The following is a 12,530-nucleotide window of genomic DNA, read 5'->3' as shown; positions in this document are numbered from 1 at the left end:
CGGTTGCACGCATTCTGTCAGGCTGCGCTGCAGCCTGCAGCCCCCAGGACGTTTCAGGGCGTTGCCGGGGCAATCACGCTGGCCGGGTCGATCGCGCACAGCGCTTGTCCGTACAGACGCGCGTTATCGACATAGTGCTGGGCGTTCCAGGCGAGATGCTCGACTTCGGCGTCGGTCAGGGTACGGATCACGCGTCCGGGTGAGCCGACGACGAGCGAGCGGTCGGGAATGACCTTGCCTTCGGGGATGAGTGCATTGGCACCGATGATGCAATTGCGCCCGATCACCGCCTTGTTGAGGATGACGGCGTTGATGCCGATCAGGCTGCCGTCGCCGATGGTGCAGCCGTGCAGCATCGCCATGTGGCCAACGGTGACGCCGCTGCCGATGGTGAGCGGTACGCCCTCGTCGTTGTGCAGTACCGAGCCGTCCTGGATGTTGGTGTCGTCGCCGATGGTGATCGGGTCGTTGTCACCGCGCAGTACGACGTTGTACCAGATGTTGACGTTGCGGCCCGCGGTCACGGCGCCGATCACCGTGGCATTGTGGGCGATCCAGCTGCCGGCTCCGAAACGCGGCTTGCGATCGCCCAGGGCATAGATGCTCATGCTTGTTCTCGCTATGTATGTCTCCAGCCGGGTGATCACGGCTGTCGGGGGGCGCATCATAGCAAGGGCACTGCAGCATGCAAACCTCCTTATCTGCTCGATGTTGCTGATCCAGCGAGGATTTTGTCCGTTCTGCGGGGGGTGCTAGGATGCGTGCCGCAAACGGAAGACCTTCATGCTCAGTTATCGTCACGCCTTTCATGCGGGCAATCATGCCGATGTGCTCAAGCACACCGTGCTGCTCGAACTGCTCGCCTACTACAACCGCAAGGACAAGCCCTGGATCTACATCGACACCCATGCCGGCGGAGGTTGCTACGCGCTTGAAAGTGAGCAGGCGGGCAAGACTGCAGAATTCGGCGAGGGCATCGGCCGACTGTGGGCGCGAGATGACCTGCCCGCGCCGCTTGCCGCCTATGTGGCCGCGGTTGGGCAGTTCAATCCGCATGGACGCCTGCTGTTCTATCCCGGCTCTCCGGCCCTCGCCATGACCCAGGCGCGGGCACAGGATCGACTGCGACTGTTCGAGCTTCATCCCGCCGATTTCGAGTCCTTGCAGCGTACCTTCGATCGTGAGCAGGAGCGTGTGCAGGTGCGTCGCGCAGACGGATTCGGCGCACTCAAGGGGCTGTTGCCGCCGCCATCGCGGCGGGCAGTGGTGCTGATCGATCCCCCCTACGAGGTCAAGGACGACTACCGCCGGGTGGTCGATACCCTGCGCGATGCACTGCGTCGCTTCCCGACCGGCACCTTTGCGGTGTGGTACCCCATGCTCTCGCGGACCGAGGCGCGCATGCTGCCCGAGCGCTTGGCCGAGCTTGGTGCGGAGAGCTGGCTTGACGTACGGTTGGCCGTGCGCAGTCCAGCCCGTGATGGTTTCGGCATGTTCGGCAGTGGTCTCTACGTGGTGAATCCACCGTGGCTGCTGCCCGAACGCCTGGAGAAGACGCTGCCCTGGTTGGTCGAGCATCTTGGGCAGGACGAAGGTGCCGGATTCGACCTCGAGCACCACATCGAGTGAGTTGAAGATGGACGACACAGCTGTCCGGCCCGACTCACTGCTCGAGCTGCGCGAGGCCCTGCGCCGTTTTGCCGCTGACCGTGAATGGGAGCCGTTCCACACCCCAAAAAATCTCGCCATGGCGCTGGCGGGAGAGGCGGGTGAGGTGATCGAGCACTTCCAGTGGCTCACCGCCGAGCAGTCGAGCGCGCTGCCTGCTCCTGTGCGCGCGGAGGTGGCGCATGAACTCGCCGACGTACTGCTCTACCTGGTGAGGTTGGCCGACGTGCTCGATATCGATCTAGCCGATGCTGCGCGGGCCAAGATGGCGATCAATGCCGATCGCTATCCTGTGGCGCGTGCGCGCGGCAGCGCGAAGAAATACGACGAACTCTGAGCGCGGTTTGGCTCGTGGTCGCCGTGGTGGAGCCAGGGCGCTCATCGTCCCAGCAGAAGTTCCGATTGGGGCACTGCAAATTTTCTGAAACAATACGGCCTTTACAGTATTCGGGGTTGTCCGGTTGTGGACCTGAAGCACATCAGCGATATCGAGAAGGCAGCTTACCAAGGGCGGGGTGAGGTGTTCCGCCTTGGCATGGGCGTGCTGTTCATCGTCGGCGTCATGTTGTATTCCGCCATGCGCGGAGGCGGTGAAGGCAGCCTTACGCTGGTGGTGGCGGCGATGATTGGCGGCTACATGGCGATGAACATCGGCGCCAACGACGTTGCCAACAACGTCGGCCCGGCAGTGGGCTCGAAGGCGCTCACGCTCGCCGGCGCCCTTGTCATTGCCGCAATCTTCGAGGCGGCGGGCGCACTCATCGCCGGTGGCGAGGTGGTGAGCACCATCCGCGGCGGTATCATCAACCCCGACCTGATCGCCGATTCGGACACCTTCGTGTGGATCATGCTCGCAGCCCTGCTCGCGGGTGCCATGTGGCTCAATATCGCTACCGCGGTGGGGGCGCCGGTGTCGACCACTCACTCCATCGTCGGCGCGGTGCTGGGCGCAGGCATGGCAGCCGCAGGGCCCGGCATCGTGGCCTGGGGCACGATGGGCAACATCGCCGCAAGCTGGGTAGTGTCGCCGCTGCTGGGCGCGCTCTTTGCCGCCGGTTTCCTCTACTTGATCAAGCGCAGCATCACCTATCAGGCCGACATGGCCGCGGCGGCGCGGCGCATGGTGCCGCTGCTGGTAGGCTTCATGGCCTGGACGTTCTCGACCTATCTCATCCTCAAGGGGTTGAACAAGGTCTGGAAGGTTGGCTTCACCGGGGCCGTGATCTACGGACTGTTGGTGGGTATCGCCGTGTTCCTGCTGGTGCGTTACGTGTTGCGTGGTCGGCAGGGCATCGTCGCCAACACCAAGCAGAGCGTCAACAAGCTGTTTACGGTGCCACTCATTTTTGCAGCCGCGCTGTTGAGCTTTGCCCACGGCTCGAACGACGTCGCCAATGCCGTGGGGCCATTGGCTGCGATCGTCGATGTGGTCAGTTCGGGTGGTGAGTTCCACAAGGCAGCAGCCATTCCGACCTGGGTGATGATGGTCGGTGCGCTGGGGATCGCGCTTGGTCTGGCGCTGTTCGGGCCCAAGGTCATCCGCACCGTCGGCTCCGAGATCACCGAGCTCGACCAGATGCGGGCCTACTGCATTGCAATGGCGGCGACGATCACGGTCATCATCGCCAGCCAGTTCGGCCTGCCGGTGAGTTCGACGCATATCGCAGTGGGTGGCGTGTTCGGCGTTGGCTTCCTGCGCGAGTATCTCAAGAGCAACTACGACCGCATGCTCGCCGAGATCAAGGCTCACCATCCGGAGGGGGACCTGGCAGCGATCGAAGCATTCGTGCAGCGTTTCGAGAAGGCATCGGTCGAGGAGAAGGGCGCAATGCTGGCAGATCTCAAGGAGCGCTCGAAGGCCGCTCAGGATCCGGCCCATTTCTCCAAGGGTGAGCGCAAGGGACTCAAGAAGGTCTATCGCCGGGAGCTGGTCAAGCGTTCGCAGCTGTTGCGCATCGCCGCGGCCTGGGTCATCACGGTGCCAGCTTCGGGTCTGATGGCTGCGATCCTGTTCTTCACCATCCGCGGCATGATGCTGCAATGAGTCGCATGCTCAGCTTTCGTCTGCTGCGCGCTGCGCTCATCCTCTTCGTGCGCCCGTGACCTTCGCCGAGTTGAGTGCAGCCCTGGTGCTGGCCGGACTGGTCTGGTTCTGGTTCGATAGCCTCAAGGCGCGCGAAGCGGGGATCGAGGCGGCGCGGCGCGCATGTTTGCGCGAGGGCGTGCAGTTCCTCGACGAGACTGTGGTCGGCCGGGGGGTGCGCTTTGCGCGTAACGAGCAGGGGCATGCGGTGCTGCGTCGTGCGTTCGAGTTCGAGTACTCGCCGAGCGGCGATGATCGCTATCCGGGTGCGGTGGTGCTCGAAGGGCGAGACGTGGTGCTGGTGGATGTCAGCGCCCACCGCCTCGCGCGCCGCGCCACGGTGATCGATCTGCGCTGAAGGCGCGCTTGGCGCTTCAGGTTCGCCCGCTGTCGATGGCGCGCAGGAATTCGCTGCGCGCCTGTGCCGAGCTCTCGAATGCGCCGGCGAAAGCCTGCGTCACGACCCGCTCGTCGCCGCGGCGGTCTTCGCCCAGAAGCAGGCAGAGCTGCTCCGCCTCGATGACGCAGGCCGCACCGGCCGCCTTCCCATGGGTCATCAAGGCATCGGCAATGTCACGCGTCATCCACTCCTGGTAAGTGAAACGGTGGCCGATCGCGTCGACGAGGCGGGCGATGCGGCCGAAGCCGTGCAGCCGCCCGCCTGGCAGGTAGGCCACATGGGCGAGACCGCGGAAGGGGACGAGGTGGTGGGGGCAAACGCCGTGAACGGCAATGCCGCGTATGACCACCATGTCGCGTCGCGGATCCTCGAAGCCGTCGCCGAGCACCTCAGCCGGGTCCAGGTCATAGCCGCCGAGCAGCCGCTTTTGCCACAGTTCGCGCACGCGTGTTGCAGTACGCCCGGTGTGGGCCGTATCGGGCGCTACGCCGCAGGCCTGCAGCAAGGCCGTGACGGCGCGTTCGAAGGCGTCGGGGTCGAAGGTGCCGCTGCGCGCGATGCCGATGGAGGCCGGGCGCGGGGCGGGAGTGTGGTCGTGATCGTGGTCGTGCATGCGTGAGTCCGCTGCGATGCATCCTTGCATCGGAGACCCGATGATACGCGCAAGCGCGCGCGGCGGAGACCGTTCAGGCGATGAAGACCGGATCGGAGAAGACCAGCGTTCCGTCCTTGCGCATCATCAGGTTGTTGGTGTTGAGGATGTCCGGCAGTACCTGATACGCCTCGACGAAGTCGGACAGGGCTTTGAGCGCCTGCTGCATGCTGTCGCTCATGGCAAGCGGATTGACGGTCAGATGGTACAGGGCGATGCGCCCCATGTCGTTGCCCAGTCTGCTCCATTGTTCGCAAGCCGACCAGTAGAAATCGATCAGGCGCTTGGCGAGCTCCGCAGCGGGCGAGCCGTCGTCGAGCGGGTAGAGCTTCTCCATCTCGATCAGGTGCAGCGGATAACCTGAAGCGGCTCGGCCGATGATGCCGTGGTCGGCGTGGACGATGGGGAAGTGCTGACCGCTCGGGCGATCCTCCGCGGTGTAGAGGAAATAGTCCGCTGGAGAGCTGCAGACCTTGTACACGCGCTCGCCGTCACCCTTGTCCAGGACGATGGAGTACTCGCCACGACCGATCTCGCGCTTGCCGTCGAGCAGCGGATGCGCCGGCACCGGATCGGGCAGCAGGATCTGCTGCCGTCCCAGTCGGATCCTGGCCGCCTCGAGATCGATCATGGCCCCTCCAAGTGCTTACGCCATGATGTTATAGCCGGCGTCGACGAAATGCACGCCACCGGTTACCAGGCGACCGGCATCGGACACCAGGAAGGCCGTGAGCGCGCCGATGTCCTCGGGGGTGACGAGTGCATGCATGGGTGCGCGCTCGACGGCGGCGGCCATCAGCCCGTCGAAGCCGGCGATACCCGATGCGGCACGGGTCATCAGCGGTCCGGGCGACACCGCGTTGACCCGGATCCCCTTGGCGCCGAGTTCCGCAGCCATGTAGCGTGTAGCCGCTTCCAGTGCGGCCTTGCACAGACCCATCACACCGTAGTTGGGGATGACTTTCTCCGAGCCGAGGTAGGTCATCGTCACCAACGAGCCGCCGCCGGCTTTTTCGAGCAAGGGTTCGGCCTTCTTGGCGAGGCGGACGAAGGAGTGCGTGGATACGTCCATCGCCAGCGCAAAGCCGTCGGGCGAGGAGTCAACGACGCGCCCATGCAGATCGTCGCGCTTGGCGAAGGCCATGCTGTGGATGGCAAAGTCGAGCTTGCCGTGAAGGGCGTCGATCTCGGCGAACACGGCGTCCATGGTGTCGGGGCGGGTGACGTCGAGCAGGAACACATCCTCGACACCGAGCCGGTGCACAATGGGCTCGATGAACGCGCGCGTCTTGTCGTTCTGGTAGGTGATGATGAGTTTGGCGCCGGCCTGGGCGCAGGCCTCGGCAACGCCGGTGGAAATCGACTTCTCGTTGGCGATGCCGGTGATCAGGCCGATCTTGCCTTCCAGGTTGATGAGTGGGGTCATGGTGAAGTCCTCGGTTCCGGTTTTGTGTTGTTGCACTGCAACAGTGCGCCACGTTGAGCATACTTTACACTGGAAATATGACTTTCCGTGACATTCGATACAGGCGCTTGCAGCATGCAATGAAGTATATTCCGCATTGCAGCATCCATGGATAGCGGACCCGGGCTCAGTCCCGCGGGGAGTGCAGAATGACACGCAGAGCTTATATTTTCACCGACTTCGACGGGGTTACCCACCCCTGGGGCGAAGTTGAGGATTTCCGCTGCCTGCCGCTGATCGAGGGGGTTGTGCGGGAGTATCCCGAGTCGCGCATCGTCATCGCGTCCGACTGGCGCATGCTGTTCTCGATGCAGAAGCTGCTGGCGCGCTTTTCGTCAGACGTTCATCCGCAGATCGCCGGCGCCACGCCGCACATGCTGCCCAAGAATGGCGCCGAACTGCACGGCTTGCGGGAACGTGAGGCGATGATCTGGTTGAGCCAGCATGAGCCGAACCTGCGTGATGTGGCCTGGTGTGCGATCGATGATGCGCCCGGCAATTGGTCTACGCGGTCGCGGCTGATCCTGACCGACTTCAAGCGCGGCTTTACCGCCGAGGATGCGGATGCTCTGCGCCGGATGCTCGAGGGCTTCCGCAGCGGCAACACGCAGCTGCGAGACACTGACCCCCCTTCGTTCTGGGAGCGCAGCATCGCGTGACTGCGCGTGTGCTGGTTCGGCGGAGGTTTGCCTCGCTTGCCCAGCGCCGTCACAATATAGGCGCCCGCAAAATTCAACCGAGATATCCGATGCCCAGTTCGCAGACCCCGTTGCCGAGTGACCCGCTGGCGGCGCTTGTCGATGGAGAAGCCCAGCGCCGGGCAGCCCACCTGGCACAGGAGGCTTTTGCGCGCGTTTTTCGCCTGAGCGTGGCTGAGCCAGATGACGTGCGCCGCCGCGGTGTGGAACAACTTCGCGGCGAGCTGGCCGAGTGGGCGGGCCAGGCTGCGGACGACGAGGCGCGCGCGCTGCGTCTGGCCTTGCTGCTGGCAGGCATGGATCAGTGGGGGCTGGCGTGGACGCAGGCCTTCGAGTTGGTGGCGATACCCGGTCTGACGGAGCTCATCGGTGCCTTGCGCACCGGGCTCGATGCGCAGGCGGAGGCCCGCTTCCTGCGCCATTTCGAGTCGATAGGCGCCGCTGAGCAGAACGTCATCGACTTCAAGGTGGAATTGCGCCGTGCGCTGCATCTGGCGCTCTGGCACTCGTCGATTGCCACCGAGAGCCGTGAAGAGGCCTTGCGGCTCTCGTCACGCCTTGGCGGCATGCTGCTGGCGCTTGCGCGCGAGATGCCGATTGCTGGCTGGCGACTGGTGGCCGATGCCGTCGCCTTCATCCAGATTCGCTGCCTGGCCGACAGTCTGGCTGTCGAGGGCATTGGGCAGGAGGCCACACAGGCCCTGTTTGCCGCGCTGGCACGCGAACTGCCGAAGGACGTGAGCGATCTCGTCATGGCGCACGCTACGCGTGCGGTGATTGCATGGCAGCATGCGCAGCGCGGACCGGAGCAGGTGCACTGATGGCGCTCAAGGCAACCATCTTCAAGGCCGAGATCCAGATCGCCGACATGGACCGCGGCCATTACGCAGACTATGCGCTGACCCTGGCGCGCCACCCCTCCGAAACGGACGAGCGCATGATGGTGCGCCTGCTCGCTTTTGCGCTGCACGCGGACCCCGCTCTGGTTTTTGGCAAGGGCCTGTGCGTCGATGACGAGCCGGATCTGTGGCAGAAGGATCTGACCGGCGTCATCGAGCGCTGGATCGATGTCGGGCAACCGGATGAGCGTTGGGTGCGCAAGGCTTGCGGTCGCGCACGCGAGGTCGTCGTACTTGCCTATGGCCGGGCGCTGGAGGTGTGGTGGAGCGGCGTGCGCGCCAAGCTCGAGCGCCAGGCGGGACTGCATGTGATCGAACTGGGCCGCGAGCAGACGGCGGAGTTGGCGCTTATGGCCGAGCGCACGATGCGCCTGCAGTTCACGATCCAGGAGGGGCAGGTCCTGATCACCAACGGTCGTGACTCTGTCGTGGTCGAGCCGCGTCGGCTGCTCGGTGTCTGAAACGCCCCGGCAGCGTCTGCCCTAGGCTTCCACCGGCGTCGCGCCGTACCACGACACCCAGCCCATCACGTGCTCCGCAGGCATTGGGCGGGCAATGCCGAAACCCTGCCCGAGCCGACAGCCCAGTGCGGCCAGTGCAGCAGCATGGGCGGGGGTTTCGACGCCTTCCGCAATTGCTTCGCGACCGAACGCGCTGGCAAGCTGGATGACGCCCTCGACGATCGCTCGGTCCTCGGCGTCGTCGAGCATGTCGATCACGAAGCTGTGGTCGATCTTGAGCTGATCGACCGGCAATTGGCGGAAATGCTTGAGTGACGCGTAGCCCGTGCCGAAGTCGTCGAGCGCGAGGCGAACGCCCAGGCCGCGACAGGCGCGCAGGACTTCGAGTGCGGACGTCATGTCGTCGAGTGCGGCTGACTCCAGGATCTCGAGCTTGAGCATGGCCGCGGTCAGGCTGGGCTGGCAGGCAAGCGCTGCGCGTACCGAATCGACGAATCCAGCCTGCTGCAGCTGGTTGGCGCTGACGTTGATGCTGACCGATACGTCGAGCCCGGCCTCGCGCCAGCGCGCGAGCGCGGCCAGTGCCTGGTCCAGCACCCATCTGCCGATGTCGATCTCCAGTTCGCTTCCCTCCGCATCGGCCAGAAACTGAGCGGGCGATAGCATGCCACGCGTCGGATGGCGCCAGCGCAGCAAGGCTTCTGCGCCCACCATGCGTGCGCTTTGCATGTCGACCTGGGGCTGGAACAGGAGCAGGAGTTCGCCGTCGCGCAGCGCTTCGGCCAGGCGCGCATGGCGTGCCCGTCTTTCCGCGAGTCCTTGCTCGATCGAGGTGTCAAAGTGCTGGATACAGTTGCGGCCGCGCTGCTTGGCACGGTACATCGCCTGGTCGGCGTGGCGCAGGAGGGTGTCGGGGTCGGCGTCGTCCTCAGGGAAGAGGGTGACGCCGATACTTGCCGAGACGCAGACCCAGTCCTGTTCGATCTGTATCGGCTGGCGGATCGTATCGAGGATGCGCTTGAGCACGGCATCGCCATCCACATCCTCGAGAAGCAGTACGAACTCGTCGCCACCAAGGCGGGCAACCGTGTCGCTGGCGCGCAGCAGGCCATTGAGGCGGTCGACGATCTCGACCAGCAGGCGATCGCCTGCCTCGTGGCCGTAGCGGTCGTTGACCGGTTTGAAGCCGTCGAGGTCGATCACGCAGACGCCGAGCGTCTTGCCGGTGCGGTGCGCGTGGGCGATTGCCTGGCGGAGGCGGTCGTCCAGCAGGCGGCGGTTGGGCGCGCCGGTGAGCGGGTCGAAGTAGGCGATGCGGTTGAGCTCCTCCTCGTGGAGCTTGAGATGGCTGATGTCCGAGAACAGCCCGAGGTGGTGCATGAGCTGCCCGTTCTCGTCACGTACGCGGCTGATCGACAGCATTTCGGCAAAGTCGCTGCCATCCTTGCGCAGGTTCCAGAGCTCTCCTTGCCAGTGGTCGTTCTCCTCCAGGGAGGCCCACATGTTGCGGTAGAACTCGCGCCCCTGGCGCCCGGAGCCGAGGACGGCGGGGTTGCGCCCCAGGACCTCCTCGCGGCTGTAGCCGGTGATGCGGGTAAAGGCCGGATTGATGTCGATGATGCAGTTGTTGGCGTCGGTGATCAGGATCGCTTCGTAGCAACTGGCGAACACACTGGCGGCGAGGCGCAGTCGCTCCTCGTCCTGCTTGCGTGCGCTGATGTCGAGCTGGGCTCCCGTCAGCAAGAGGGGGGCGCCGTGTACTGAGCGCTGCACGACATGGCCGCGGTCGTGCACCCAGATCCAGTGCCCTGCGCAGTGGCGCAAGCGCAGGTCCTGCTCATAGAAGGGCGACTCGCCACGGATATGCTGGTCGAGCGCTGCCTGGGCGCGAGCGAGGTCGTCCGGGTGCACCAGCTCGCGCCACTGGGCGCGATTCATCGTCGTGCGTCCTTCCTCGGCGAAGCCCATCATGCGGGTCCAGCGTGCGTCCATCACGTAGCGATCATGCCTGAGATCGAGCTCCCAGCTGGCCGCGCCGGTGGCTTCGACCACATTGCACAGGTGATGGTGTTCGAGGTCGATCTGTTCGGCGAGCGCGCTCGCCTTGCGATGGGCCCGTGAAAGCTGGGCATTGCGCTGCGTGAGCCTTGCCAGCAACAGCAGGATGGTGACCACGGCCAGGCTGAACACGAAGATCCAGACCTGAAAGCGCGCCCACACATCGCTCCAGGTGAAGCTTGGTACATGATCGAAGGGTGGCAGGCGAAGCTCGCGCAGCAGGGTCTCCACCCCCGAGTAATCGGCTGGGATCGTGAAGCCGTGTATCCCCGCGGCATGAGCTGCCGGGTGGTCGGGAGGCAGCAGCAGCGCATGTGACGCGATCAACCTGATAGCGGCCTCGTCGGCATGTGGCAGTGCAACCAGCGGCCACTCGGGGTAAAGGCGTGTCGAGGTGGCGAATGGAAAGCCCGGTAGCGATTCTGCCGGGATGCGGTTCAGGATCTTCAGTGTGTCGAGGCCCTTGTGGCCTTCACGTGCCAGCTCCTCGAGCAGTCCTGTGCGGACGAAGCCGGCATCTGCACGGCCCGCGATCACCGCATCGATCACGCTGTCCTGGAACTGGTCGAGCGTACGGATGTGCAGGGCGCTGGTCCGGATGCCCGCTGCCTTGAGTTCGGCGAGCTGGGCGGCATAGGTGCCGAGGAAATTCGCGCTGGTGGTGGCGATCCGGCGTCCTTCGAGGTCCTGGATGCCGGTCAGGTCGTCACGATCGGCGTGTGCGACGATGACGCCGCCGAAGCGATTGACCGCTTGCTCGCCGTGGCGACCAACGAGGGTGGCGATTGCGCCCGACAGCGCGTTGCCGCCGCGCAGTGCGACGAAGTGCGATGGGTTGGTGAGGACGAGGTCGAGTTCCCCACGCGCCAGGGCCTCGTGCATCTCGCCTTCGTCCAGCGCCCGCAGGCGTACGCTGTGGTCCGGCAGTCTCTCGTCGAGATACTGCGCGAAAGGCGTCCATGCGGCCTCGACGACGGGCTTCGGGCGTATCGCAAAGACGCCAATGGTGAGTTCCTGCGCGCCGAGTACGGGCCCGGATGCAGCGCATGCGGCAAGCATCAGGCTCCAGAGGCGGATCGACAGGCAACTCTTCATGGGTGTCCGAGGCGTCGCGCCCGGTCCGGCGCAGGAGGAGGGGGTAAAGGGGACGAGCGGCGACACGGCCGTTCCGCCCGGGGCGTAGAGCTTACTGCGGTATAGCCCATAATGGGGAGTTCTAGCGCAATGGCCCGGGCTGTGCCCTCGGCAGTGGGGCGAGCACGGCTCCGTCTGCCATCAGGAAATTCCTTACCGCATGTGCGCTGCGCTCGGGGTCCTCCTGCATGAAGCAGTGACCACCGGGCAGCTCCGTGCGCTGGACGGCCGCGTTCGAAGATTCCCAGCGCAGGATGGCGCGTCGTGCAAACGGAAAGGTCGCCCGACCATGCACAACCAGCGTGGGTGTGGTGATGCGCGCGAGCGCAGGCCATAGCCGGCGCGGGTAGGAACTGAAGATCTCCGCTTCGCGCGCCGGTGTGCACTTGAGTTCGACTCCGCCGCCTGGCAGGTCGCGCAGCGCATGCTCGACGTAAGCCTGCAGTGCGTCCGCATGCCAGCCGCGAAACATGCCGCGACCATGAAGGTTGGCGCGTGCCGCGTCGCGGTCGGGCCAGTGATGGCGTCTTTTGCGCGCACGCTGGGCGAGTGCGTTGCGGCCATACAGGCCGACGACGTCGGACAGGGCCATCAGGCCGATCATTGCGGGGGGAAACAGGACGGGATCGAGCAGTACAGCGCGCGCGAACGCGTGCGGTGCGCGCGCGAGCATGAGGCAGCTGATGACGCTGCCGAAGCTGTGTCCGACGGCATATACCGGGACATCGCCGAACACGCTGCGTCGTGCGTTCCAGGCCTCCAGGCTGAGCTCTGCCGTCCTATTCCAGCCCAGGAAGCGTCCGCCATGATCGCTGTCGCCATGGCCCTGGACATCTGACAGGAACAGATCGAAATGCGCGGCCAGGCATTGCAGCATGGGCGCATACACCATGCCGCAATAGCCGTTGCCATGCACGAAATGAAGCACCGGCCGCCCGCTGGGCGGGCTGTGCAGTCCGCGCAGCGTGAAGCCCGACGAGGCGTGATGCGACCAGGGTAGGAGTTCCATGCT

Annotated in this window: 13 protein-coding genes; 7 read left to right on the top strand and 6 right to left on the bottom strand. The window is 64.9% G+C overall.

The genetic code is table 11. The annotated features are described in order from the left end of the window. Positions 1-53: 53 nt before the first annotated feature. Positions 54-608 carry a gamma carbonic anhydrase family protein gene (locus C662_RS06995; RefSeq protein ID WP_002926605.1) on the bottom strand — a complete coding sequence of 185 codons (555 nt, stop codon included), beginning with the start codon at positions 606-608 and terminating at the stop codon, positions 54-56. A gap of 175 nt (positions 609-783) precedes the next feature. On the opposite strand from C662_RS06995, the gene C662_RS06990 reads away from it, so the two are divergent. The 4 genes from C662_RS06990 to C662_RS06975 all read left to right on the top strand — a co-directional run bounded on the left by C662_RS06990 (position 784) and on the right by C662_RS06975 (position 4,109). Then, on the top strand, positions 784-1,629 hold the full coding sequence (locus tag C662_RS06990) for a 23S rRNA (adenine(2030)-N(6))-methyltransferase RlmJ (protein ID WP_002926603.1): 846 nt from the start codon (positions 784-786) through the stop codon (positions 1,627-1,629). A 7-nt stretch (positions 1,630-1,636) separates the two neighbouring features. Next, positions 1,637-2,005: a nucleotide pyrophosphohydrolase gene (locus tag C662_RS06985; protein WP_002926601.1), complete on the top strand. Its 369-nt coding sequence runs from the start codon at positions 1,637-1,639 to the stop codon at positions 2,003-2,005. Between the two features lie 126 nt (positions 2,006-2,131). Further along, complete coding sequence (locus tag C662_RS06980) at positions 2,132-3,712, top strand: inorganic phosphate transporter (protein ID WP_002926599.1); 1,581 nt, start codon at positions 2,132-2,134, stop codon at positions 3,710-3,712. A 55-nt stretch (positions 3,713-3,767) separates the two neighbouring features. After that, positions 3,768-4,109, top strand: coding sequence for a DUF3301 domain-containing protein (locus C662_RS06975; protein ID WP_002926597.1), 342 nt, complete (start codon positions 3,768-3,770; stop codon positions 4,107-4,109). 16 nt (positions 4,110-4,125) lie between these two features. Here C662_RS06975 and folE read toward each other — a convergent pair whose 3' ends face one another. The 3 genes from folE to fabI form a co-directional block, all read right to left on the bottom strand. Continuing rightward, positions 4,126-4,764 (bottom strand): GTP cyclohydrolase I FolE, encoded by a 639-nt coding sequence (gene folE, locus C662_RS06970; protein ID WP_002926595.1) that lies wholly within the window; start codon positions 4,762-4,764, stop codon positions 4,126-4,128. Positions 4,765-4,837: 73 nt separating this feature from the next. Then, the gene (locus C662_RS06965) at positions 4,838-5,434 is read right to left on the bottom strand and encodes a hypothetical protein (RefSeq protein WP_002926593.1); all 597 of its coding nucleotides are present in this window, start codon (positions 5,432-5,434) and stop codon (positions 4,838-4,840) included. A 15-nt stretch (positions 5,435-5,449) separates the two neighbouring features. Further along, complete coding sequence (gene fabI, locus C662_RS06960) at positions 5,450-6,229, bottom strand: enoyl-ACP reductase FabI (RefSeq protein WP_002926592.1); 780 nt, start codon at positions 6,227-6,229, stop codon at positions 5,450-5,452. A 188-nt stretch (positions 6,230-6,417) separates the two neighbouring features. Here fabI and C662_RS06955 point away from each other — a divergent pair, with 188 nt between their 5' ends. The 3 genes from C662_RS06955 to C662_RS06945 all read left to right on the top strand — a co-directional run bounded on the left by C662_RS06955 (position 6,418) and on the right by C662_RS06945 (position 8,326). Then, a complete protein-coding gene (locus C662_RS06955; protein ID WP_002926591.1) occupies positions 6,418-6,927 on the top strand; it encodes an HAD domain-containing protein in 510 nt (169 codons plus the stop codon). 89 nt (positions 6,928-7,016) lie between these two features. Continuing rightward, positions 7,017-7,787 (top strand): hypothetical protein, encoded by a 771-nt coding sequence (locus C662_RS06950; protein ID WP_002926590.1) that lies wholly within the window; start codon positions 7,017-7,019, stop codon positions 7,785-7,787. Further along, positions 7,787-8,326, top strand: a complete 540-nt coding sequence (locus tag C662_RS06945; RefSeq protein WP_002926589.1) for a YaeQ family protein — start codon at positions 7,787-7,789, stop codon at positions 8,324-8,326. Before C662_RS06950 ends, C662_RS06945 begins: the two co-directional genes overlap by 1 nt. Before the next feature lie 21 nt (positions 8,327-8,347). On the opposite strand, the gene C662_RS06940 is transcribed toward C662_RS06945, so the two are convergent. Both C662_RS06940 and C662_RS06935 read right to left on the bottom strand, forming a co-directional pair. Beyond that, positions 8,348-11,479: an EAL domain-containing protein gene (locus C662_RS06940; RefSeq protein WP_002926586.1), complete on the bottom strand. Its 3,132-nt coding sequence runs from the start codon at positions 11,477-11,479 to the stop codon at positions 8,348-8,350. 121 nt (positions 11,480-11,600) lie between these two features. Then, positions 11,601-12,527 (bottom strand): alpha/beta fold hydrolase, encoded by a 927-nt coding sequence (locus tag C662_RS06935; protein ID WP_002926585.1) that lies wholly within the window; start codon positions 12,525-12,527, stop codon positions 11,601-11,603. Between the last annotated feature and the right edge of the window lie 3 nt (positions 12,528-12,530).

Origin of the sequence: Thauera sp. 28, assembly GCF_000310145.2 — a bacterium.
Classification (GTDB): domain Bacteria; phylum Pseudomonadota; class Gammaproteobacteria; order Burkholderiales; family Rhodocyclaceae; genus Thauera; species Thauera mechernichensis.
Note: the sequence above shows the minus strand (reverse complement) of the source record. Positions and strands in the feature narration are given on the sequence as shown.